Source organism: Streptomyces europaeiscabiei (assembly GCF_036346855.1).
GTDB classification, from domain to species: domain Bacteria; phylum Actinomycetota; class Actinomycetes; order Streptomycetales; family Streptomycetaceae; genus Streptomyces; species Streptomyces europaeiscabiei.
In genome coordinates, this window is the sequence record NZ_CP107841.1 from 538,873 (window position 1) to 559,320 (window position 20,448).

At 70.8% G+C, this 20,448-nt stretch carries 22 protein-coding genes and 1 pseudogene; 11 read left to right on the plus strand and 12 right to left on the minus strand.

Going from position 1 to position 20,448, the window contains the following annotated elements; all coding sequences use genetic code 11:
• Positions 1 to 33: 33 nt before the first annotated feature.
• The 4 genes from OG858_RS02560 to OG858_RS02575 form a co-directional block, all read right to left on the minus strand.
• A complete protein-coding gene (locus OG858_RS02560) occupies positions 34 to 843 on the minus strand; it encodes an SAM-dependent methyltransferase (RefSeq protein ID WP_086750347.1) in 810 nt (269 codons plus the stop codon).
• Positions 844 to 877: 34 nt separating this feature from the next.
• Entirely contained in the window at positions 878 to 1,372 is a 495-nt protein-coding gene (locus OG858_RS02565; protein WP_319315197.1) for a hypothetical protein, read from the minus strand.
• A gap of 602 nt (positions 1,373 to 1,974) precedes the next feature.
• On the minus strand, positions 1,975 to 2,226 hold the full coding sequence (locus OG858_RS02570; protein WP_086750345.1) for a DUF397 domain-containing protein: 252 nt from the start codon (positions 2,224 to 2,226) through the stop codon (positions 1,975 to 1,977).
• A 2-nt stretch (positions 2,227 to 2,228) separates the two neighbouring features.
• On the minus strand, positions 2,229 to 3,050 hold the full coding sequence (locus OG858_RS02575; protein ID WP_328545365.1) for a helix-turn-helix domain-containing protein: 822 nt from the start codon (positions 3,048 to 3,050) through the stop codon (positions 2,229 to 2,231).
• 304 nt (positions 3,051 to 3,354) lie between these two features.
• Between OG858_RS02575 and OG858_RS02580 the strand changes: the two genes are divergently transcribed.
• Together OG858_RS02580 and OG858_RS02585 are read left to right on the plus strand one after the other, a co-directional pair.
• The gene (locus OG858_RS02580) at positions 3,355 to 4,776 is read left to right on the plus strand and encodes a tetratricopeptide repeat protein (RefSeq protein WP_086750343.1); all 1,422 of its coding nucleotides are present in this window, start codon (positions 3,355 to 3,357) and stop codon (positions 4,774 to 4,776) included.
• Between the two features lie 622 nt (positions 4,777 to 5,398).
• Positions 5,399 to 5,950, plus strand: a complete 552-nt coding sequence (locus tag OG858_RS02585) for a DUF6624 domain-containing protein (protein WP_319315203.1) — start codon at positions 5,399 to 5,401, stop codon at positions 5,948 to 5,950.
• A 45-nt stretch (positions 5,951 to 5,995) separates the two neighbouring features.
• On the opposite strand, the gene mraY is transcribed toward OG858_RS02585, so the two are convergent.
• Positions 5,996 to 7,063: a phospho-N-acetylmuramoyl-pentapeptide-transferase gene (gene mraY / locus OG858_RS02590; RefSeq protein WP_086750342.1), complete on the minus strand. Its 1,068-nt coding sequence runs from the start codon at positions 7,061 to 7,063 to the stop codon at positions 5,996 to 5,998.
• A gap of 200 nt (positions 7,064 to 7,263) precedes the next feature.
• Here mraY and OG858_RS02595 point away from each other — a divergent pair.
• Positions 7,264 to 7,602, plus strand: a pseudogene (locus tag OG858_RS02595) (MarR family transcriptional regulator); the annotation flags it as partial.
• Positions 7,603 to 7,707: 105 nt separating this feature from the next.
• Positions 7,708 to 8,208 carry a hypothetical protein gene (locus OG858_RS02600; protein ID WP_037692245.1) on the plus strand — a complete coding sequence of 167 codons (501 nt, stop codon included), beginning with the start codon at positions 7,708 to 7,710 and terminating at the stop codon, positions 8,206 to 8,208.
• A 15-nt stretch (positions 8,209 to 8,223) separates the two neighbouring features.
• Here the strand turns inward: OG858_RS02600 and OG858_RS02605 are convergent, their stop codons facing one another.
• From OG858_RS02605 to OG858_RS02615, 3 genes are all read right to left on the minus strand, one after another.
• Positions 8,224 to 9,192 (minus strand): aldo/keto reductase, encoded by a 969-nt coding sequence (locus tag OG858_RS02605; protein WP_319315206.1) that lies wholly within the window; start codon positions 9,190 to 9,192, stop codon positions 8,224 to 8,226.
• A 67-nt stretch (positions 9,193 to 9,259) separates the two neighbouring features.
• Entirely contained in the window at positions 9,260 to 10,561 is a 1,302-nt protein-coding gene (locus OG858_RS02610) for an MFS transporter (protein ID WP_373420852.1), read from the minus strand.
• 144 nt (positions 10,562 to 10,705) lie between these two features.
• Positions 10,706 to 11,311, minus strand: a complete 606-nt coding sequence (locus OG858_RS02615) for a LysE/ArgO family amino acid transporter (protein ID WP_373420853.1) — start codon at positions 11,309 to 11,311, stop codon at positions 10,706 to 10,708.
• Between the two features lie 78 nt (positions 11,312 to 11,389).
• Here OG858_RS02615 and OG858_RS02620 point away from each other — a divergent pair, with 78 nt between their 5' ends.
• On the plus strand, positions 11,390 to 12,298 hold the full coding sequence (locus tag OG858_RS02620; RefSeq protein ID WP_086750339.1) for a LysR family transcriptional regulator ArgP: 909 nt from the start codon (positions 11,390 to 11,392) through the stop codon (positions 12,296 to 12,298).
• A 25-nt stretch (positions 12,299 to 12,323) separates the two neighbouring features.
• Here OG858_RS02620 and OG858_RS02625 read toward each other — a convergent pair whose 3' ends face one another.
• The gene (locus tag OG858_RS02625; protein ID WP_086750338.1) at positions 12,324 to 13,004 is read right to left on the minus strand and encodes an NUDIX domain-containing protein; all 681 of its coding nucleotides are present in this window, start codon (positions 13,002 to 13,004) and stop codon (positions 12,324 to 12,326) included.
• Positions 13,005 to 13,107: 103 nt separating this feature from the next.
• Between OG858_RS02625 and OG858_RS02630 the strand changes: the two genes are divergently transcribed.
• Together OG858_RS02630 and OG858_RS02635 are read left to right on the plus strand one after the other, a co-directional pair.
• The gene (locus tag OG858_RS02630; protein ID WP_037692233.1) at positions 13,108 to 13,785 is read left to right on the plus strand and encodes an AIM24 family protein; all 678 of its coding nucleotides are present in this window, start codon (positions 13,108 to 13,110) and stop codon (positions 13,783 to 13,785) included.
• An 88-nt stretch (positions 13,786 to 13,873) separates the two neighbouring features.
• Complete coding sequence (locus OG858_RS02635) at positions 13,874 to 14,500, plus strand: alpha-ketoglutarate-dependent dioxygenase AlkB (protein ID WP_086750336.1); 627 nt, start codon at positions 13,874 to 13,876, stop codon at positions 14,498 to 14,500.
• A gap of 17 nt (positions 14,501 to 14,517) precedes the next feature.
• Here OG858_RS02635 and OG858_RS02640 read toward each other — a convergent pair whose 3' ends face one another.
• A complete protein-coding gene (locus tag OG858_RS02640) occupies positions 14,518 to 15,735 on the minus strand; it encodes an FAD-dependent monooxygenase (RefSeq protein WP_328545174.1) in 1,218 nt (405 codons plus the stop codon).
• A gap of 337 nt (positions 15,736 to 16,072) precedes the next feature.
• On the opposite strand from OG858_RS02640, the gene melC1 reads away from it, so the two are divergent.
• Both melC1 and melC2 read left to right on the plus strand, forming a co-directional pair.
• A complete protein-coding gene (gene melC1, locus OG858_RS02645) occupies positions 16,073 to 16,438 on the plus strand; it encodes an apotyrosinase chaperone MelC1 (RefSeq protein ID WP_327723219.1) in 366 nt (121 codons plus the stop codon).
• Between the two features lie 41 nt (positions 16,439 to 16,479).
• Positions 16,480 to 17,304 (plus strand): tyrosinase MelC2, encoded by an 825-nt coding sequence (gene melC2, locus OG858_RS02650; RefSeq protein WP_086752293.1) that lies wholly within the window; start codon positions 16,480 to 16,482, stop codon positions 17,302 to 17,304.
• A 118-nt stretch (positions 17,305 to 17,422) separates the two neighbouring features.
• Here melC2 and OG858_RS02655 read toward each other — a convergent pair whose 3' ends face one another.
• Together OG858_RS02655 and OG858_RS02660 are read right to left on the minus strand one after the other, a co-directional pair.
• Complete coding sequence (locus OG858_RS02655; RefSeq protein ID WP_328545173.1) at positions 17,423 to 18,154, minus strand: ribonuclease H family protein; 732 nt, start codon at positions 18,152 to 18,154, stop codon at positions 17,423 to 17,425.
• Positions 18,155 to 18,212: 58 nt separating this feature from the next.
• Entirely contained in the window at positions 18,213 to 19,022 is an 810-nt protein-coding gene (locus OG858_RS02660; protein ID WP_086747863.1) for a VOC family protein, read from the minus strand.
• Between the two features lie 196 nt (positions 19,023 to 19,218).
• Between OG858_RS02660 and OG858_RS02665 the strand changes: the two genes are divergently transcribed.
• Both OG858_RS02665 and OG858_RS02670 read left to right on the plus strand, forming a co-directional pair.
• Complete coding sequence (locus OG858_RS02665; protein WP_086747864.1) at positions 19,219 to 19,641, plus strand: DUF6153 family protein; 423 nt, start codon at positions 19,219 to 19,221, stop codon at positions 19,639 to 19,641.
• Positions 19,642 to 19,727: 86 nt separating this feature from the next.
• Entirely contained in the window at positions 19,728 to 20,417 is a 690-nt protein-coding gene (locus tag OG858_RS02670) for a DUF3105 domain-containing protein (RefSeq protein WP_086747865.1), read from the plus strand.
• The last annotated feature ends 31 nt before the right edge of the window (positions 20,418 to 20,448 follow it).

Below are 20,448 nucleotides of genomic sequence, written 5' to 3' on the forward strand. Positions count from 1 at the left end.
TGCCGGGGCTGGTGCGGAGGGCGAGCGCGCCCGCTACGCCTTGTGGGCCACTCCCCCGTACACGTCCGTCGGCTCCGGGTTCGTGCCCGGCTCCGGACGCCACAGCGGGCAGGACACGATGCCGGGCTCCAGCAGCTCCAGGCCCTCGTAGTAGGCGCGCAGCTGCCGGGGGCTGCGCAGGACGTACGGGACGGCGCCGGTGTCGTCGTAGCCGTCCTGGGCGCGCTTGAGTTCGGCGTCGGTGTCCGTGCTGTCGTAGTGGACGAAGTAGCTGCCCGGCGGGAGGGCGGCCTGGAGACGGCGGACGATCTCCTGAGCCTCCTCGTAGTCCTGGATGTGGCCGAGGATGCCCATCAGCATCAGGGCCACCGGCTTGCCGAAGTCGAGGACCTTCCCGGCGGCTTCGAGGATGGTGTCCGGGTCGTGCAGGTCCGCGTCGACGTAGTCGGTGACCCCTTCGGGGGTGCTGGTGAGCAGCGCCTGCGCGTGCCGCAGTACCAGCGGGTCGTTGTCGACGTAGACGATGCGGGACTCCGGGGCGACCTTCTGGGCGACCTGGTGGGTGTTGTCGTACGTCGGAAGGCCGGTGCCGATGTCCAGGAACTGGCGGATTCCGCGCTCTCGGGCCACGAAGGTGACCGTGCGGATGAGGTAGACGCGGGAGGCGCGGGCCATCGTCTCGATGTTGGGGGCGATCTCTCGGTAGGAGTCACCCGCCTCGCGGTCGACCTGGTAGTTGTCCTTGCCGCCCATCCAGTAGTTCCAGATGCGGGCCGAGTGCGGCACCGTGGTGTCGATCTTCGACAGGGCTTCCTGATCGGGAGTGGGGTGGCCGTCTGCCATGGGAACTCTCCTGCCTCACATCGCGGGGTCGTCGCTAACCTATCGTCAACTGCCTTGCATTTTGCGAGAGTTGTGACGACCGAGTGACTGGGTCGCGGACGGGACCGCCCGACTCGCCGACATCGACGGTGACCACGGCTACGTGCTGGGCGAGGGTGTGGAAGACGCGGGCGTAGGCCGTGGCGGCCTCCGTGACCTCGGACGTGGTCAGGTGGAGCAGGGCCCCGTCGCGTTCTGCCACGGCGTCGGCGAGGTCCAGGGCCTGCATCCAGGTCACCCGGGAACGGCCCCGGCGCAGTGGCCCCTGGACGAGTTCCGCGATGAGGTTCCCGTCGACGGCCAGCCGTCCGGGTCCGGCGAGGAGTTCGCGGTAGGGCAGGGCCGGGTCCAGGTGGTGGAGGGCGGACGGCATGTGCCGGACGTCGAAGCCGAGATGGGCCAGTTCGGCGACCAGCCCGTTCCGGCCGGCCCCTTCGTGCCCCTCGACGATCAGGGTCCGGTACCGGGTGAGCGAGGGTGGCGGGATCATCCCCGCCCCTCGGGAACGGTCCGGTCGGCGTGCCCGGCGGGCGGCAGGGCTCGACCCGGGACACGAGGCGGCGTGGGCATGCCGCTCCCTTCGGGTGGTGCGCGGCGGGTGTCGACCTCGTGAGCCCGTGCGGGGCCTGGAGGCGACCCCAAGTCTGGGCGCGGCCGGGAGGTGACGGGAGTGCGTGTGTGGGTTGTCCGGTTGTGCGGGCGTAGTGACACCTCGATGGCCGAAGGGCCGTCGGCCGAAGCGGAACAGGGCCACCGACCAGCGTCGGGTCGAGCGGAACGGCTCGGCCGGTCGTCGGCCGGGCGAAGCGGGGCGGCGGCCGGCAAGCCGTTCCGGGCGGGCGAAGCGGGGCGGCGCACGGCCGGGTTGCCGCCGGGTAGGGCCGCAACGGCACGACCGGGCAGTCGGCGTGGACGAAGCGGAAGGGGTCGGCCGGACGGCCGCCGGGCGAAGCGGAGTAGAGCAGAGCAGAGTGGGCGACTGGGTGGCCGTCAGGCGAGGCGAACCCGATCGGCCGGGCGACCGTCGGGCCATACGGAGCAGAGCGGCCCCGCGGCCGTCGGGCGATGCGGAGGGGCGCGGTCCGGCAACCGTCACGCGATGAGGAAGTCGGCCTCCCCGGCCTTGGCGCCCTCCAGGAACGCCACCATCTCCTCCCGTGAGTAGACGAGGGCGGGGCCGTTCGGGTCCGTGGACTGACGCAAGGCGACACTGCCGTCGGGCAGGCGCTTGGCCTCCACGCAGGAACCGCCGTTCGTGCCGCTCCAGGGCTTGCGCCAGCCCTCGGCGCCGAGTTCGGGAGCGGGCATGCCGCTGTGGACGGGGCCGTCGGGTGTCTTTGCCATGTTCACAACTCCTTGCGTAGTGCCGCCAGGATGTCCCTGGTCCGAGCCACCGGTTCCGCCTGCACGGACATCCGGTCCAGCACCTCCAGGTAGGTCACGACGTCCGCGGGCTGGTCGACGTACTGGGCGCCCGCGAGGCCCTCGGTGTAGACGATGTCGGGGAGTTCGGAGAAACCGAAACGGAAGTAGTGGAAGGGGCCGTACGCCCCGGGGTGGGGCCCGGCCGCGAACCGCATGATCTGGATCCTGACCTTGGGCCGTTCCGTCGCCTCGGCGAGCCGGTCGATCTGGGCCCGCATCACCGCGGGGCCGCCCACCGGCCGGCGCAGCACGGTCTCGTCCAGGACGGCCCAGACGGCCGGCGCCTCGGGTTTGACCAGCAGATCCTGGCGCCTGAGGCGCAGGGCGACCCGGCGGTCGACATCCTCGGGGCTCGCGTTCGGGAAGCCGACCCGCATCAGCGCGGCGGCGTAGTCGTGGGTCTGCAACAGACCGGGTACGTACTGGGGTTCGTAGAGGCGGATGACGGCGGCTTCGCTCTCCAGGCTCACGTACGCGCTGAACCACTCGGGCAGCACGTCTCGGAACTTGTGCCACCAGCCGGGCTGGTTGGCCTCCCGGGCCAGGGCGAGGAAGCCCTCGATCTCGGTGCCGGAGACCCCGTAGGTGCGCAACAGCTCCTTCACATAGGGGATACGGAGCCCGACCTCGGCCTTCTCCATGCGGCGGACCGTCAGGGCGGTGACCTCGATGGCGCGGGCGGCGTCGTCGAAGGACACTCCGGCCTGCTCCCGCAGTTGGCGGAGCCGTTTGCCGAGGACCATGCGCAGGACCGTGGGCGCCGCAGGAGTGCTCCCTCCTGAGCGGGTCTCACTCACGTGCAACCTCCCGGGGCGGGATTCACAGCGTGCAGTGTGCCACGGGATCCAATGACACGAACAGGTCCTCGCGGTTCATTCTGAAATTATCAGAACGCAGGTTGCGGGCTGAGTTCTTCGGCCACCATAGTGACCGAGTGACCTGCCGCACATCGCGGGCAGCGTCCCTCGAACTCCTCCGGCCCGCCCAGGAGTTGGCGCCAGGGCGGGCACGGGTCAAGCCGCGCGCCGACACGATGCGACAACCTGGATGGCCGCCGTGACGAACGGATTACACGGATTACCGAGGAACCCGGTGAAGGGGACCGGTGGGCCCAACAAGCCCCTGGCGGCAGCCCTGAAGGAGGCCGGCTGCTCGTACGCCTCCCTCGCTCTCCGGGTCAATGACCTGGGCCGCTGCCAGGGCGCGGACACCAACTACGACAAGGCCTCCGTCACCCGCTGGCTGCAGGGCCAGCAACCACGGGGCAACACCCCGGAGTTGATCGCCGCGGTCCTCGGCGAGCGGCTGGGCCGCGCCCTCGCTCCGGCCGACCTCGGCTTCCCGCTCGATCGCGGACGACCGGTGACGGGACGGGCGTTGATGTACGTGGAGAACGTGGCAGAGACCCTGCACACCCTGGCAGAGCTGGGCTCCACCGACATCTCCCGGCGCAGTCTGCTCGGTTCTGTGCCGTTCGTGCCGGGCGCCCTGACGAATCCGCAGCGGGCCTGGCTGTTGTGGCTGGTGGAGAGCCGGGACACCCCGAGGCTCGCGCCGGTGCCGGGCGGCGGGCCGGTGGAGCAGGTCCACGCGATGCTCCGCATGTTCGACGAGATGGACAACCACTACGGCGGCGGCGGTATCCGCACGAGCATCGTCCAGTACCTCACCACCGAGGTCATCCCGCTGCTCCAGCAGCGCGGCATGCCGCCGCACCACCGGCGCGAGCTGTTCGCCGCCGCCGCCCGGCTCGCCGCCATGGCGGGCTGGAGTTCGTACGACGCCGGGGAGTACGGCCTGGCCCAGCGGTACATGACCCAGGGGCTCAGGCTCTGCGCGGAGGGCCGCGACCATGTGCTGGGCGGGCAGATCCTGGCCGGGCTGTCGCATCTGGCGACCAGCCTGGGCCGCCCCGACGAGGGCGTGGCCCTGGCCCGGGCCGGGGTCGCCACCGCCAAGGACTCGGGCAGCCCTCTCGGCCTGATGCGCCTGCACGCCATGTCCGCGCGCGGACACGCGGCGCTGGGCCGACCCCGCGAGACCGCCGAGGCGTTGCGCGCCGCCGAGAAACAGCTCGACGCGAGCCGGGGCGCCGCCCAGGAGTCGCCCTGGGTGCGGTTCCTCGACCACCACTACCTGCAGGCCGAGTCCGCCGTCTGCTTCCGTGACCTGGGCCTCGCAGCGCAGGCCGAGCACACGGCGGGCGAATCGGTGCGCGCCCACGCCGACCGCCGCCGGCGCCAGGCCATCAGCCGGTCGGTCCTCGCGACGGCTCACCTCCAACAGAACCGTCTCGACGAGGCGATCGCCACGGCCGACGACGCGCTCGAAGCGCTCAGCGGGGTGCACAGCGAACGGTCCATCCAGGCCCTCCGTGACTTCCGGGGCCGGCTGGCGTCCCGCCGCCACGAGCCCCTCGTACAGGACTTCGAACGCCGGTCGCGGGTGGTGCTGGGGGCGGCCGCCTGACGGTGAGGCCGCCTCGATGCGGGACCACCTGGGCAGCCTTCCGGCGAGAGCGCGTTCCGGGCCCGGCCCACGGGCGGATGGGCGCCGGAGACACCCGTCGCCCGGTCGGGGAGCAGGAGGCGTACGACGCCCTCGCCCAGGCCCCGGGTGCACCGGTGACCACCACCCTCTTGCCGCGCATACCGGGCCACCCGGCGGGGACGCCCCGTTCGCGAAGGGGCGGATTCTCGTCGACGTTCACCGCTGGGGAACATGTGCGGCGAGCGCCACCACCCGCCCGCACCTGCACAACCCCTCCACCACCTGGCGCTTTGTGGGCCCGGTGCTGTTGTCTGCGACAACAGCACCGGTGACCCGCCGCGCCGGTCCGCCCCCGTCACCCTGAGCACTCGGAGGAACTCGATGACGGCAGTCAGGGTCGGCGCGCCCCGCCGACGGATCCCTGCAGCGGCAGCGCACGACCCGGGGTGGAGTGTTCATGACGTCCCGCCCGGCGGGGTGGACCGATTCCCGGACACGGTGAGGCTGCCTTGATCTCGCTCACCTCGCTCAACGTGTGGCCCGCGCTCAACGTGTGGCCCGCGCTCGCCGCCCGGGAGCCGATGTGAAGGGCGCCCCGGCCATGGAATCCACGTCGGAACCCACGTCGGGCACCGCATCCCACCACCGGCGCGCACTCGCCGCCGAGTTGGTCCGCAGGGCCGAGGACGAACGGCGGCTGGCCCACGAGGCCCGGTCCGCGCCCACCTCGCGGGCCCGCGCCCTCATCGCCGAGTGCCACGCCGGAAACGGGGACGCCCTCGCCGCGATCGTCGCCCGCCACGGCTGGCCCACCGCCGAGTCGGTCGGCGAACCCGCCTCCACGGCGGCCCTGATGATCCTCCTGCACTCCCCCGACCTCGGCTTCCAGCTCACCTGCCGCGACCTGATCGCCGAAGCCGTCGCGGACGGCCGCTGCCCCGGTGTGCACCACGCCTACATCGCCGACCACTGCGCCGTCGCCCTGAGTCAGCCCCAGTTCTACGGCACCCGCATCAACCCCGGCACTCTCTTCCCGTACCCCATCCGCCACCCCGAGACCGTCGACGAACGCCGCCACGACGTGGGCCTCGGCCCGCTGGCCGAACATCTGCGGGCGGTGCGGTGCGGGTTGGGGGCGAGCGGCGGGCTCTAGGCGCCGGGCACGCCCCACTGGGGAGTTGACGGCGGGGCGTTCGTCTCAGCCCGCGGCCCACCCCGTGTAGAACAGGCCGAGGCCGATGATCACGCATATGCCCTGGATGGTCCAGAAGCGGACCACGACGAGGACTTCGGACCAGCCCTTGAGTTCGAAGTGGTGCTGGAGCGGGGCCATGCGGAAGACCCGCTTGCCGGTGAGTTTGAACGAGCCGACCTGGATGACCACCGACATGGTGATCAGGACGAACAGCCCGCCGAGAACGGCCATGAGCAGTTCGGTGCGGGAGCAGATGGCGAGGCCGGCGAGGGCGCCGCCGAGGGCGAGGGAGCCGGTGTCGCCCATGAAGATCTTGGCGGGCGAGGTGTTCCACCACAGGAACCCGAAGCAGGCCCCCATCAACGCGGCGGCGACGACGGCGAGGTCGAGCGGATCGCGTACCTCTATGCAGGAGGCGGGGTCGGTGAGTTCCATGGCGTTGGCGCACGAGTTCTGGAACTGCCACAGACCGATGAAGGTGTAGCCACCGAAGACCATGACCGACGCACCGGTGGCGAGGCCGTCCAGACCGTCTGTCAGGTTCACCCCGTTCGACATGGCCAGGATCATGAACAGGGCCCACACGACGAACAGCACCGGCCCGATGGTCCAGCCGAAGTCGGTGACGAACGACAGCTTCAGGGAGGCCGGCGTCTGGCCCCGGTCGTCCGCGAACCGGATGGCGAGGAGGGCGAACACGATGCCGACGATCAGCTGACCGGCCATCTTCGCCCCGGCCCGCAGTCCCAGCGAACGCCGCTTCACGATCTTGATGTAGTCGTCGAGGAACCCGACCACACCCATGCCCGCCATCAGGAACAGCACCAGGAAACCGGGGTAGGTCGGGCTCTCACCGGTGATGATTTTGGTGGCGGCGTAGGCGACGAGGGTGGCCAGGATGAAGGCGATACCACCCATCGTGGGGGTGCCGCGCTTGCCGGCGTGGCCGCGTGGGCCGTCGTCCCGGATGTACTGCCCGTAGCCCTTCCGGGCCAGCAGCTTGATCAGCAGCGGTGTGCCGATCAGCGTCAGAAACAGGCCGATGGCCCCGGCAAACAGGATCTGGTTCATGGGACGGCGGTCTCCCCCTCGGTCGCGCTCTGGTACGCGACGGCCTCACCGGTGTCGCTGGTTCTCACAGGCCCCACCCTATGCAGACACCTGATCTTCCTACGGTGGTGGGTAGTTGGCGACGAAGCGAGGGAGGGCAGCCGTCCCCGCCTCACGCTGCCTGCGGCACAATGACCGGTCATGGCCACCCGCCCCGATGCCTGGCCACCCGGCGCCGAGCCGGCGCACCCTTCGAACGGGCTCCCGGCGAACTCGCCGCGCACACCATGGTCACCACCGGCGCGATGACGAAGCGGATCGACCGGCCGGAGCGGGCCGGGCTCGTCACCCGCCGCCGCGCCGAGGACGACCAGCGCGGCCGCATCGTCGCCCTCACCCGGCCGGGACGGGAGTTGATCGACGAGGCGTTCACCGAGCACATGCGCAACGAGCACCGTCTCCTGGATCTGCTGACGTCGGCCGAGGCCGGGTCACTCGAAACGGTGCTCACGACCTGGCTGTCCCGCAGGGAACATCCGGGGCTCTCCGACGGCGAGTGACCCGCCGCCCCGGGCGCCGACCGACCGTCCGGCACGGACCGCGTCGCCGCCTCCCCCACCGGCCCACCGCTCGGGCACCCGGCCAGGGCTGAGACACTGCACGTCATGGCCTCCTTCACTCCCGCGCGCGCCCTGCTGATGCTGACCACCGGGCTGACCTGTCTGCTGATGGCGGGCGGTGCCCTGATCGGCGCGCTGATCGGCGGCGGTCTCGTCGCCCTGGGGGCGGCCGTGTGTGCCGGGCTCGTCGGCATGGTGGGCTCGCTCATCGTGCGGCGGCGGGCCATGGCGCACTTCGCCATGGCCCAGCGACAGGCGGGGCAGCGGGGCTACGCCGAGGGCATCGCGCACGGCGTGCTCATCCATGTGACCGCCTACGAGGCCGCCGTCTTCCCCCGCACCGGGCCGGAGGGCGTCAGTCCCGAGGAGCGCGCGGCCCGCCGCACCATCGCCTACCGCATGGCCGCTCTCGACGAGGTGCCCCAGCGGGTCCGCGTGGCCGCAGCGGACGCCCTCGCCCTGCTCGACAAGACCGACCGCGAGGGCGCCGAGGAGGCTCTTGCCCGCCTCGCCACCACGGTCCGCCTGGAGTACGCCCGCCTGTGAGGCCCTCGTCGCGGCTCAGTGACCGCTGATCGCGCGGGGCGTGTAGGGCCGCTCCAGCTCCTCGATCTCCTTCTCCGTCAGGGTGACGTCGAGTGAGGCCACGGCGTCGTCGAGGTGGTGCGGTTTGGTGGCGCCGACGATGGGGGCGGTCACGGTGGGGCGGCTCAGCAGCCAGGCGAGGGCGACCCGGGCCCGGGGCACGTCCCGCTCACCGGCGATACGGGTGACGGCGTCGACGATCTCGCGGTCGCCCTCCTGGTAGAGGGTCTTGCCGAAGTTGTCGGTCTCGGTGCGCGCGGTGACGGTGTCCCAGTCACGGGTGAGGCGGCCGCGGGCGAGCGGGCTCCAGGGCAGGGTGGCGACGCCCTGGTCCTCGCACAGCGGCAGCATCTCGCGCTCCTCCTCGCGGTAGAGGAGGTTGTAGTGGTTCTGCATGGACACGAACCGCGTCCAGCCGTGTCGCCGGGCGGTGTGCTGCATCTTGGCGAACTGCCAGGCGTACATGGAACTCGCCCCGATGTAGCGGGCCTTGCCCGCCTTCACCACGTCGTGCAGGGCCTCCATCGTCTCCTCGACCGGGGTGTTCGGGTCGAAGCGGTGGATCTGGTAGAGGTCCACGTAGTCGGTGCCGAGGCGCCGCAGGCTGTCGTCGATCTCCGTCATGATCGCCTTGCGGGACAGGCCCCAGGCGTTGGGACCCTGACGCATGGCGCCGTTCACCTTGGTCGCGACGACGACCTCCTCGCGCCGCGCGAACTCCGCGAGCGCCCGGCCGACGATCTCCTCGCTGGTGCCGTCGGAGTAGACGTTCGCCGTGTCGAAGAAGTTGATCCCGGCGTCCAGCGCCTGCCGGATCAACGGGCGTGACGCCTCCTCGTCCAGGGTCCATTCGTGCGTGCCCCGGTCGGGGAGCCCGAAACTCATGCATCCCACACAGATCCGGGACACGTCCAGACCCGTCGAGCCGAGCTTCACGTACTGCATCGTTGCAACTCCTGCCTGTGGGGGTGTGCGGCTGACAAGCGTACGGAAGCGCGGATGCGCCGACCGGTCAGATCCGGTAACGCCGCAGTGCCGGTGTCACCGTCGCGAGGAGCAGCATCGCGGCGATGACGAGCAGTCCGCCGCCGACGACGGCCGTACGGGCGCCGAAGGCGGCGCCGGCGGTGCCGTGCAGGACGTCGGCGAGGCGGGGCCCGCCGGCCACGACCACGGTGAAGACGCCCTGCATCCGGCCGCGCATCTCGTCGGTGGCGGCGGACAGCAGGATGGCACCGCGGAAGATCATGGAGACCATGTCCGCGACACCGGCGGCGGCGAGGAACAGCACGGCGATCCAGAGACTGGTGCTCAGCCCGAAGCCAGTGATGGCCGCGCCCCAGGCCGTGACGGCCACGACGACCATGAGTCCGTGCCGGTGGGAGCGAGAGAAGGTCCCCGACATCAGGCCGCCGACGACGGCGCCGATGGGGATCGCTGCGAACAGCAGACCGAGTGCGAGGCCTTCGCCGTAGGGCGCGTACGTGGTGTCGGCCAGCTGCGGGAAGAGGGCGCGCGGCATGCCCAGGACCATCGCGATGATGTCGGCGAGGAAGGACAGCAGAAGCACCTTGTGCAGGGCGATGTAGCGGAAGCCCGCGAGCACCTCCCGCCAGCCGGCCCGCCTGGTGGTCGTGGTGTCCAGGGGAGGCAGGGAGGGCAGCTTGTGGACCGCCCAGAGGGTGATGCAGAGGGCCACCGCGTCGATCAGGTACAGCTCGGCCAGGCCGATGACCGGGATGAGGGCTCCGGCGAGCAACGGCCCGGCCACCAGGCCGAGTTGCATCACGGTCGAGCCGAGGGCGGCGGCCGCCGCCAGTTCGTCGGCGGGGACCAGTCGGGCCACGGAGGCGTTGCGGGCGGGTGAGTTGAGGCCGAAGAACGCCTGCTGGAGGGCGAGCAGCGCCATCAGGGTCCACACGGATTCCAGTCCGGTGACGGCCTGGATCCAGAACAGCACCGAGGTGACGGCGATGCCGGTGTTGGTGACGAGCAGCAGGGTGCGGCGGTCCACGCTGTCGGCGACCGCGCCGCCCCACAGCGCGAAGACCACCAGGGGCAGCAGCCCGGCGAGGCTCGCGTAGCCGACCCAGGCGGAGGAGCCGGTGATGTCGTAGATCTGCTTGGGTACGGCGACGGCGGTCAGCTGGCTGCCGACGGCCGTGACGATGGTCGAGGACCACAGGCGCCGGTAGGCGGGGCGGCGCAGGGGGCGGGTGTCCATCGCCCAGCGGCGCCGGCCCCGGCGGGGTGGCGTCGGCGGGTCGTCCTCCGGTGCGGTGTCGTCGCCTGCGCTGCTCTTGGTGGTGTCCACGGGCATCCTGATGCTCGATACATCTTTCGATACGGGCACCACTATCGCGGAGATCGCCACCGCCGGAACAGGCGATGCGGCAGCCGTCTCACATGCTGTCACCGCGCCCGAGCATGCATTCGGCTCACCGCGCACGCCGTGGCCTCACGCTCCGGCGATCAGCATCCCGCCGAGCGCGAGCATCGTCACCGCGACCAGGCCGTCGAGGACCCGCCAGGCCGCCGGGCGGGCCAGGAAGCGGCTGAGCAGCCGGGCTCCGAAGCCGAGGGCCGCGAACCAGCACAGGCTGGCGAGGACCGCGCCCAGGCCGAAGGTCCAGCGCAGGGGTCCGCGGTCGGAGGCGATGGAGCCGAGCAGGAACACGGTGTCGAGGTAGACGTGCGGGTTGAGCCAGGTCAGTGCCAGACAGGTGAGGACGGCCCGGCGGCGCGAGCCCGCCGACCCGCTCTCCGTGCGCAGCGCGTCGTCTCCGGGCCGCAGGACACGGCGGGCGGCCAGGGCTCCGTAGACCAGGAGGAAGCCGCCGCCGACCAGGGCGACCGCCTTCAGCGCGCCGGGCCAGGCGACCACCACCGCGCCGATCCCGGCGACGCCGAGGGCGATCAGCACGGCGTCGGAGAGGGCACAGATGGCCACGACCGGGAGCACGGCGTCGCGGTGCAGTCCCTGGCGCAGGACGAAGGCGTTCTGGGCGCCGATGGCGACGATGAGGGAGAGGCCGGTGCCGAATCCGGCGGCGAGGGCGGTCATTTCGCTGAACACACCCACGACGCTAGGAAACACACCGCCCTGCGTACAGCTAAAGATTCTTACGTATCATTAGCAATTATGATGTCCCAGCTTCCGCTCGATCTGGTGCGCACCCTGCTCACGGTGGTGGACGAGGGCACGTTCGACGCGGCGGCCGGTGCTCTGCATGTGACGCCGTCGGCGGTCAGCCAGCGGGTCAAGGCGCTGGAGCAGCGGGTCGGCCGGGTCCTGCTGGTCCGTGAGAAGCCGGTGCGGCCGACCGAGTCCGGCGAGGTGATCGTCCGGTTCGCGCGCCAGCTGGCCCGCCTAGAACACGACGCGCACGCCGCACTGGGCATGAGGGGAGCCGGGGAGAGCACGCGCGTGTCGATCGCGGTGAACGCCGACTCGCTGGCCACCTGGTTCCTGCCCGCCCTCACCCGGGTGCCCGAGGATCTGCGCCCCTGTTACGAGCTGCTCCGCGAGGACGAGCAGCACACGGCCCGGCTGCTGCGCGAGGGCCTGGTGATGGCCGCGGTCACCTCGGCACCGGACGCCGTGGCCGGCTGCTCGGTCCGGCCGCTCGGCCGGATGCGGTACGTGCCCTGTGCCGCTCCCGCCTTCGCCGAGCGGTGGCTCGGCACCGGATCGGGTGTGCGACTGAAGGACGTGATCGTCGACGCGCCGGTCGTGTTCTTCGACCGGCGGGACGAGTTCCAGGACGCCTTCGTCCGGCGGCTGACGCGGGGCCGTCCGGCAAGTACCCGACGGCACTACGTGCCGACGTCGGAAGGCTTCGCCGACGCCGTGGCCGCCGGGATGGGCTGGGGCATGGTGCCCGCCGCGCAGGCCGGGCGGCTGCTCGACGCCGGACGGCTCGTCAACCTGGCGCCGGAGCGGACCGTGGACGCCCCGCTGTTCTGGCAGCAGTGGAAGCTCGACTCCCCCGCGCTGACGGCCGTGGCGGACGCGGTCGCCGCCGAGGCCGCCGAGGCGCTCGACCCTTGAGGCGCTCGACCCTGAGGCCGTCGCTCTACACCCTGCCTCCGGCGGCGAACGGCCCCTCCAGGGCCGCCCACTGGAGCAGCATGATGGTCTTGGCGTCGGCGATCTCGCCGCCGCGGATCATTTCCAGGGCCCGGCGGAAGGAAAGTTCGACGAGTTCGATGTCCTCACCCTCCTCGTCGAGGCCGCCGCCCTCGTGGGTGCGGGTCGACGGGCCGTACGAGGCGGCGTAGAAGCTGACGCGTTCGGTGACCGAGCCGGGGCTCATGTAGATGTCGAAGACGTGCTGGATCTCGCCGATGGTGTGGCCGGTCTCCTCGACGACCTCGCGCCGCACGGCGATCTCGGGATGCTCGTCCTCCTCGTCGAGGAGGCCGCCCGGTGTCTCGATGAGCATCCCGTCGGGGTGGCCGTTGACATACACCGGGTAGCGGAACTGCCGGGTGAGCAGCACGGTTTCGCGTTCGGCGTCGTAGAGGAGGACGGTGGCGCCGTTGCCCCGGTCGTGCGTCTCGCGCTCCTGCGTGCTCCAGGTGCCGTCGGCGCGCTGGAAGTCGAAGGTCGTGGTGCGCTCCACGTACCAGTGACTGGACAGGAGTTGCACGTCCCGCACCCTGACGCGCGGGTTGCCGGTGAGGTTCCGGCCGGTGCGGTCGAGCCCGGTGCGGCCCCGGCGGTCCGGGAGGTCGACGCCGATCTTGTTGGTCATGTGTCCGCTTTTACCATTCCGGTCGAGACGTTGTCAGGCGCCTCAATTCGGTTACCGCGCGCGTCGCTTGGCGGAACCGGTCGGTCCGGGACAGCATGCCCGTATGAAGAGTGATCTTTTCTCCAACGAGAACATGGTCCAGCCGGCGTACGCGCCGGGGATGAGCGTGCAGAACGCCAAGTCCATCAAGTACGCCGTCAACGGCGAGATGCTCGCGCGGCAGGGCGCGATGATCGCCTACCGGGGGAACCTGCAGTTCGAACGCAAGGGCCAGGGCGTGGGCGGCATGCTCAAGCGCGCGGTCACCGGGGAGGGGCTGCCGCTGATGGCGGTGCGCGGTCAGGGCGAGGCCTGGTTCGCGCACGAGGCGCAGAACTGTTTCGTCGTCGACATCGAGCCGGGTGACGTGTTCACCGTCAACGGCCGCAACGTGCTCTGTTTCGACGCCTCGCTGTCGTACGAGATCAAGACCGTGAAGGGCGCCGGCATGACCGGCGGCGGGCTGTTCAACAGCGTGTTCACCGGACAGGGGAAGCTCGGGCTCGTCTGCGACGGCAATCCGCTGGTCATCCCGGTCTCGCCGCAGCAGCCCGTGTTCGTCGACACGGACGCGGTCGTGGGCTGGACCGCGCACCTCAACACCTCGCTGCACCGCTCCCAGTCCTTCGGCTCGATGATGCGCGGCGGCTCCGGCGAGGCCGTGCAGCTGAAGCTGGAGGGCGAGGGCTTCGTGGTCGTACGGCCGAGCGAGCTGACGCCTCAGAAGGCCCAGCAGCACTGAGCCGACAGGCGACGAGGGAGCCCGCGGCTCCCGGAGCCACCGGAAGATCGAACGAACAGACTTTCGAATACCGGGGTACGCTGGTCGTATGGCCATGCACCTCCAGGGCTCCCTCTTCGACCAGTCCGACGATCTCCGCCTCGGCTCCCTGGACGGCCTGCGCCGACGGGAGCTGGGCGCCGGGGCCTGGGTCGATGTGCTGCCCGGGTGGCTCTGCGGGGCCGACGCGCTGTTCACACGGCTCGCCGGGGAGGTGCCCTGGAAGGCGGAGCGACGGCAGATGTACGAGCAGGTCGTGGACGTGCCACGCCTGCTCGCCTTCTACGGCGCCGAGGACGCCCTCCCGGACCCCGTCCTGGACGAGGCCCGGGAGGCGCTCTCCACGCACTACGGCTCCGAGCTGGGTGAGCCGTTCGCCACGGCGGGGCTGTGCTTCTACCGCGACGGCCGGGACAGCGTGGCCTGGCACGGCGACCGGATCGGGCGGGGCGCCCGGGAGGACACGATGGTGGCCATCCTGTCCGTGGGCGATCCCCGCGATCTGGCCCTGCGCCCGCACGGCGGCGGGAGGACTGTGCGGTTGCCGCAGGGGCACGGCGACCTGATCGTGATGGGCGGATCCTGCCAGCGCACCTGGGACCACGCGGTCCCCAAGTCGACGCGGGCGGTGGGGCCGCGCATCAGCGTCCAGTTCCGGCCTGAGGGTGTGCGCTAGAGGACCCCGGGGGCGGGCTACCTCCGGTCGGCGTCGGCGAGGGCACGCGCCTGCGACGACCGGGCCAGCTTCGGGCCCAGCCAGCGCTTGAGGCGGCGCAGCGCCTCCAGGCGGCCGGCCGCGCGGTCGAGTCGGTAGTACAGCTGCGGCGGCACATAGGGCAGCAGCGGGGAGTGCCGCTGACCCAGGAGCGCGAACATCTGCTCCGGGGGCAGGTCGATGTACCGGTGGATGTTCTCGTACCACTGGGCGCTGTGCCGGGCGGCGCTCTGCAGCCGCAGCAGCTCGGACTTGCGCCGTCGCTCGTACACGGCGAGCGCGGTCTGCCTTTCGGGGTGGGCGCCGAGGGCTTCGGCCAGGCAGATGGCGTCCTCCAGGGCGAGGGTGGTGCCGGCGCCGATGGAGTAGTGCGTGGTGTGGGCGGCGTCGCCGAGCAGGACGAGGTTGCCGTGGTGCCAGGCGCGGTTGGTCAGGGTGCGGAAGTTGAGCCACTGGGCGGTGCCGTCGTCCTGGGCCCGGCCCAGGAGGGGGTGGCCGTCCAGGATGTCGGCGAAGAGCTTCTCCAGCAGGGCCAGTCCGTCCGCCTCGCCCAGGCGGTCCAGGCCCAGGCCGTTCAGCGTCCGGGGGGAGCACTCGATGACGCAGGTGCTCTGCTCGTCGCTGAAGGGGTAGGCGTAGGCCCAGATCCAGCCGTGCTCGGTCTCCTGGAAGGAGAACGTGAAGGCGTCGTAGACCTTGCTGGTGCCGAGCCAGATGTAGGTGTTGCGGCCGAGCGTGACGTCGCTGCCGAAGCGGTCGGCGTACCTCTCGCGCACCGTGCTGTTGACGCCGTCGCCGGCGACGACGAGATCGGCGTCCGGCAGGTCGTCGGCCGTGATCCCGTCCTCGTACTCGACGCGGACACCGAGGGCCCGCGCCCGTTCGGCGAGCAGTTCGAGCAGGCGGCGCCGGCCGATGCCGAAGCCGTCGTCGCCGGGCTGGACCGTCGTACGGTCGCGGACGTGGGCCACCCCGCTGTTCCAGTTGACGGAGTTCTCGCTGATGGCGAGGGCCGTCTCGGGGTCCTTCTCCCGGAGTTTGTCCAGCAGCTCGGACCAGTAGGTCACGCCCCAGCCGTACGTCGATCCTGCCGGGTTCCGTTCATGGACGGTGATGTCGTGGGACGGGTCCTGCCGCTTCATCAGGATCGAGAAGTACAGGCTTGCGGGTCCGCCGCCGACGCACGCGATCTTCACGCACACTCCCATTTCGCTGCGCAAAGCGATCAATTGACCACGAAGAGTAGCAGTGCGCGTGTGCCCCGGATTCGCGTCACTTTGCCCGGGTGATGCCGACCACTCGATTCACGCAATCACCGCAAGACCATCGGCCGCACTCGCGCCACCGGGCGGAATTTCCCCCTCCGCCCACGATCGAAGATCCATCACAACAAGATCATCTTTGTTCAACCTTGCACGACATTTACTTAATTGTCCGGATCGCAGCCAACCGGCTTCCTGGGATTTCTCCGGTTCCCCACCGGATCGATAGGCATGACGAGTCATCAAGTCCCCCCTCCCAGGAGGTTTCCGCATGCCCGACATCTCCCGCCGCCATGCCCTCGGCGCCGCGGCCGCCCTCGCCGTGACCGTCGGCGCCCCGCTCACCGCCGCCGTCGCGGACGACCACGGCGGCCACCTGGACCCGCGGGCCCCCCAGGCCTTCGACGAGGTCTACCGAGGCCGCCGGATACAGGGGCACGCCACCGACGGCGGCGGTCACCATCACGGCGCCGGGTACGCCGTGTTCGTCGACGGGGCCGAGCTGCACGTGATGCGGAACGCCGACGGCAGCTGGATCAGCGTCGTCAGCCACTACTCCCCCGTACCGACCCCGCGCGCCGCCGCCCGCGCCGCGGTCGACGAGCTCCAGGGCGCCCGTCTCGTCCCCTTCAACTGATCACCCGAACCACCGCGAACACCGCAAGGAGCCGCAGAGCCATGACCGTACGCAAGAACCAGGCGACCCTGACCGCCGACGAGAAGCGGCGTTTCGTCGACGCGCTGATCGCGTTGAAGCGCTCCGGCCGCTACGACGAGTTCGTCACGACGCACAACGCGTTCATCCTCGGCGACACCGACAACGGCGAACGTACGGGCCACCGTTCGCCGTCCTTCCTCCCCTGGCACCGCAGATTCCTGCTGGAGTTCGAGCGGGCCCTGCAGTCCGTGGACCCCACCGTCGCGCTGCCCTACTGGGACTGGACGGCCGACCGCACGGCACGCTCGTCCCTGTGGGCTCCGGACTTCCTCGGCGGCACCGGGCGCAGCCGCGACGGGCGCGTGACGGACGGGCCGTTCGCGGCGTCCACCGGGAACTGGCCGATCAACGTGCGCATCGACGGCCGGACCTACCTGCGGCGTTCCCTCGGGAGCGCGGTGCGGCAGTTGCCGACCCGGGCCGAGGTGGACTCCGTGCTGGCGATGTCCACGTACGACATGGCGCCCTGGAACAGTGTCTCGGACGGTTTCCGCAACCACCTGGAGGGCTGGCGGGGCGTGAACCTCCACAACCGGGTGCACGTCTGGGTGGGCGGCCAGATGGGCACCGGAGTCTCGCCCAACGACCCGGTCTTCTGGCTGCACCACGCGTTCGTCGACAAGCTGTGGGCCGACTGGCAGCGCCTGCACCCGGGTTCTCCGTACGTGCCTGCCGCCGGGACGCCGAACGTGGTCGACCTGAACGAGACGATGAAGCCGTGGAACGACACGGCCCCGGCGGCGCTGCTGGACCACACCGCGCACTACACGTTCGACGCGGCCTGATCACGTGGGGTGACCTGGAGCGCTTCAAGAAGTTCATCGAGAAGCGCGACCGGAAGACCGGGGAGTGGCGCGGCACAGTCGTGTGACCCCCACGTCTCCCGTGCGGTCCGCCCGGGGGCTACTCGGCTCCGGCCGCCGCCGTGCGGCACTCCGGGTGGCCCCAGCCCTGGTCGTTCTTGGCGATGGGCTCACCGGCGGCGTACGGGCGGCCGCACAGGCAGCGGCCGGGGAACTTCGCCTTGATCGTGCGGGACGACGCCGAGGACGAGGACGAGCCGGTACGGGCGCCGGGCCTGCCGGACTTCCCGGACTTCTTCGCCGCGCTCCAGCGGGACGGGGCCGTGTCGGGCGCGGCCGGCGGTTCCGGGGAGCCCAGCTCGGTGCCGGCGGGTTCCTGCACGATGGCCGCCTGGCTCGCCGCACGGTCGGCGAAGTCGTTGAGGCGGTCGCCGTCGACCTGGTGCGCGGGGACGTAGCGGAACTCCACGGAGCGGCCGTCCAGCAACTCGTCGATGCGGACCACGAGTTCACGGTTGGCGACCGGCTTGCCGGCGGCCGTGCGCCAGCCGTTCCGCTTCCAGCCGGGCAGCCAGGTGGTGACCGCCTTCATCGCGTACTGGGAGTCCATCCGGATCTCGATCGGGACGGCCGGGTCGGTGGCCGCCAACAGCCGCTCCAGCGCGGTGAGTTCGGCGATGTTGTTGGTGGCCCTGCCCAGCGGGCCGGCCTCCCAGCGCGAAGGGATCTCATCGTCCTCGGCGACCACCCAGGCCCAGCCCGCTGGTCCGGGGTTTCCCTTGGACGCTCCGTCACAGGCGGCCACAACACGTTCCGGCATGCGCTCGATCATGCCATGCGCGGGGGCGTGGGGCCGTCCACGGGTTCCACGCCCCCGGCGCCGTACCCGCTCAGCCGACGTCCGAGAGCGCCGGCATCTCGCCCTGTGTCCTGGTGACGTCGATGACCGAGAACGACGCGCCCTGCGGGTCGCTCAGCGCGGCGAAGCGGCCGAAGGGGGTGTCCATCGGGCCGAAGCGCAGGACGCCGCCCAGCTTGGTGGCCCTGGCCACCGCGTCGTCGCAGTCGGGAACGCTGAAGTACACGTTGATGTACGAGGGCACCTCGGGCGGGAAGTCCTCCGCGGTCATTTTCATCCGGCCGAGCAGCGGGCCCTTCCCCAGGTCGAAGACCCGGAAGTCCATCTGGGGGCTGTGGGGGTCGTCCATCTGCTTGGCCCGGAACGAGAAGACGGCCGGGAAGAACGTGTCGGACTTCTCGGGTTCACGGGTGAAGATCTCGGCCCAGATGTACGCGCCGGGCACACCCATGGCCTCGAAGCCCTCGTGGATGCCTGCCTGCCAGACGCCGAAGACGACGTGATCCGGGGAGCGGGCCAGCAGCATGGAGCCGAACTCGCCGACCTGCATCGGCTCCATCAGCACCTCGCCGCCGTTGTCACGGACCTTGGCCGCGGTGGCGTTCACGTCGGACGAGGCGAAGTACAGGCACCAGGCGGACTGGCCCTCCTGGCCGGGCATCGGCGGGACGACCGCCGCAACCGCCTTGCCGTCCACGTACGCCTGCGTGTAGTTGCCGTACTCGGAGGACGACTCGCCGAACGTCCAGCCCAGTACGTCGCCGTAGAAACTCTTCGCCCCCTCGACGTCGCTGAACATCGCGTCGGCCCAACAGGGCGTTCCCTCGGGATGTGCGGCCATCGCTGCCACTCTCCTCGGTTCGTTCAGGTGGTTTCCCGGCTCTCACGCTAGTCAGGACCCGTCCCGGACGCGCGCCGAACGGGACGGACCGCGTGAAACCGGTACGGGATCCACGGGACGGGACCACGGCTGTGCGTCGTCTGATAATTTCAGCGGCGCTCGCACTCCCGTTCGCCTCGACTCGTGAGGTGCCCCCATGTCCGGCCGAACCTTCAGACGTACGGCGCTGCCGTGCGCCCGGGGCCGGTCGGCACACCTGATGCTCGTGGTCGCGTTGGCCCTGACCACGTTCCTGTTGTTCTGCGCGGGCTCGCCTCCCGGTGAGGCCCCGGCGCAGCGCCCGCATTCGGTGTCGGCGGGGCCGTCTGCGAAGGGGTTCGGCGCCGCGTGGGCGAGCCAGGTGGAGCGCGACCCCTGTGAGCACGGTCCCGGCGGGCACGACTGTCACGCCCCCGACCCCGCCGCGGTGCTGGGCCAGGTTCCGCTGCCCGGCGCCGACCACACCGCCGCGTCCTGGCAGCCCGCCACGGCGCCGGCCCCGGTGGCGCTCGACGGTTACCGGGAGCCGGGGCGGGCCCGCCCTCCCGATCTCCACGAACTGCAGTTGCTCCGCGTCTAGGCCGGCCACCGGCCCGCTCGACAGATCCCAGACGACTCGCAGAACCGCCGGGCCCGTGCGGGGCACGGCGGGGAGAAGGACACCCCATGGCTTCATCCAAGGCGAAGGCCAACAACAGCGGCCCCAAGGGCAAGAACAACAGCCCGAAGGCGAGGGAGGCGGCGCGGCGCGCCCGCGTCGAGGAGATACGCAAGGCGGAGCAGGCCCGTGAGCGGCGCATGCGCATGCTCATGATCGGCGTCACCACCGTGATCCTCGCCGGACTCGTCGGCGGCGGCTGGTACCTGATCGACTCCGCCCAGCAGAAGGAGGAGGCGGAGGCCGCGGCGAAGGCTGCGCCGGTGGACGGCGTGAAGAGCTGGTCGAAGCTCACCCAGAACCACGTCGCCGAGCCCGTCGACTACAAGATGAGCCCGCCGGTGGGCGGCGACCACAACCAGGTCTGGGTCAACTGCGACAAGCAGGTGTACACCAAGGCCGTGCCGAACGAGAACGCGGTGCACGCGCTGGAGCACGGCGCCGTCTGGGTCACGTACAACGACAAGGCGGCCAAGGCCGACGTCGAGTCGCTGACCGGGCTCGTGAAGAAGACGACGTACACGTTCATGAGTCCCTACGAGGACCAGTCCTCGCCCATCGTGCTGAGCGCCTGGGAGCACCAGCTGAAGGTGGACAAGGCGTCCGACCCCCGGGTGCAGAAGTTCCTCACCAAGTACGTTCAGGGCGAGCAGACGCCGGAGCCGGGTGCCGCGTGCTCCGGCGGCATGACTCCGTGACCTGACCGCGTGGGGCGTCCGGCCGAACCGG

Bases quoted from the DNA above. Each gene is read 5' to 3' on its own strand.
- OG858_RS02560 (WP_086750347.1), bottom strand. From the start codon at position 843: ATGGCAGACGGCCACCCCACTCCCGATCAGGAAGCCCTGTCGAAGATC.
- OG858_RS02625 (WP_086750338.1), bottom strand. From the start codon at position 13,004: ATGACCAACAAGATCGGCGTCGACCTCCCGGACCGCCGGGGCCGCACC.
- melC1 (WP_327723219.1), top strand. From the start codon at position 16,073: ATGCCCGACATCTCCCGCCGCCATGCCCTCGGCGCCGCGGCCGCCCTC.
- mraY (WP_086750342.1), bottom strand. From the start codon at position 7,063: ATGAACCAGATCCTGTTTGCCGGGGCCATCGGCCTGTTTCTGACGCTG.
- OG858_RS02665 (WP_086747864.1), top strand. From the start codon at position 19,219: ATGTCCGGCCGAACCTTCAGACGTACGGCGCTGCCGTGCGCCCGGGGC.
- OG858_RS02585 (WP_319315203.1), top strand. From the start codon at position 5,399: ATGGAATCCACGTCGGAACCCACGTCGGGCACCGCATCCCACCACCGG.
- OG858_RS02580 (WP_086750343.1), top strand. From the start codon at position 3,355: ATGGCCGCCGTGACGAACGGATTACACGGATTACCGAGGAACCCGGTG.
- OG858_RS02605 (WP_319315206.1), bottom strand. From the start codon at position 9,192: ATGCAGTACGTGAAGCTCGGCTCGACGGGTCTGGACGTGTCCCGGATC.
- OG858_RS02655 (WP_328545173.1), bottom strand. From the start codon at position 18,154: ATGATCGAGCGCATGCCGGAACGTGTTGTGGCCGCCTGTGACGGAGCG.
- OG858_RS02660 (WP_086747863.1), bottom strand. From the start codon at position 19,022: ATGGCCGCACATCCCGAGGGAACGCCCTGTTGGGCCGACGCGATGTTC.
- melC2 (WP_086752293.1), top strand. From the start codon at position 16,480: ATGACCGTACGCAAGAACCAGGCGACCCTGACCGCCGACGAGAAGCGG.
- OG858_RS02575 (WP_328545365.1), bottom strand. From the start codon at position 3,050: ATGGTCCTCGGCAAACGGCTCCGCCAACTGCGGGAGCAGGCCGGAGTG.
- OG858_RS02635 (WP_086750336.1), top strand. From the start codon at position 13,874: ATGGCCATGCACCTCCAGGGCTCCCTCTTCGACCAGTCCGACGATCTC.
- OG858_RS02670 (WP_086747865.1), top strand. From the start codon at position 19,728: ATGGCTTCATCCAAGGCGAAGGCCAACAACAGCGGCCCCAAGGGCAAG.
- OG858_RS02570 (WP_086750345.1), bottom strand. From the start codon at position 2,226: ATGGCAAAGACACCCGACGGCCCCGTCCACAGCGGCATGCCCGCTCCC.
- OG858_RS02565 (WP_319315197.1), bottom strand. From the start codon at position 1,372: ATGATCCCGCCACCCTCGCTCACCCGGTACCGGACCCTGATCGTCGAG.
- OG858_RS02630 (WP_037692233.1), top strand. From the start codon at position 13,108: ATGAAGAGTGATCTTTTCTCCAACGAGAACATGGTCCAGCCGGCGTAC.
- OG858_RS02600 (WP_037692245.1), top strand. From the start codon at position 7,708: ATGGCCTCCTTCACTCCCGCGCGCGCCCTGCTGATGCTGACCACCGGG.
- OG858_RS02615 (WP_373420853.1), bottom strand. From the start codon at position 11,311: ATGACCGCCCTCGCCGCCGGATTCGGCACCGGCCTCTCCCTCATCGTC.
- OG858_RS02620 (WP_086750339.1), top strand. From the start codon at position 11,390: ATGATGTCCCAGCTTCCGCTCGATCTGGTGCGCACCCTGCTCACGGTG.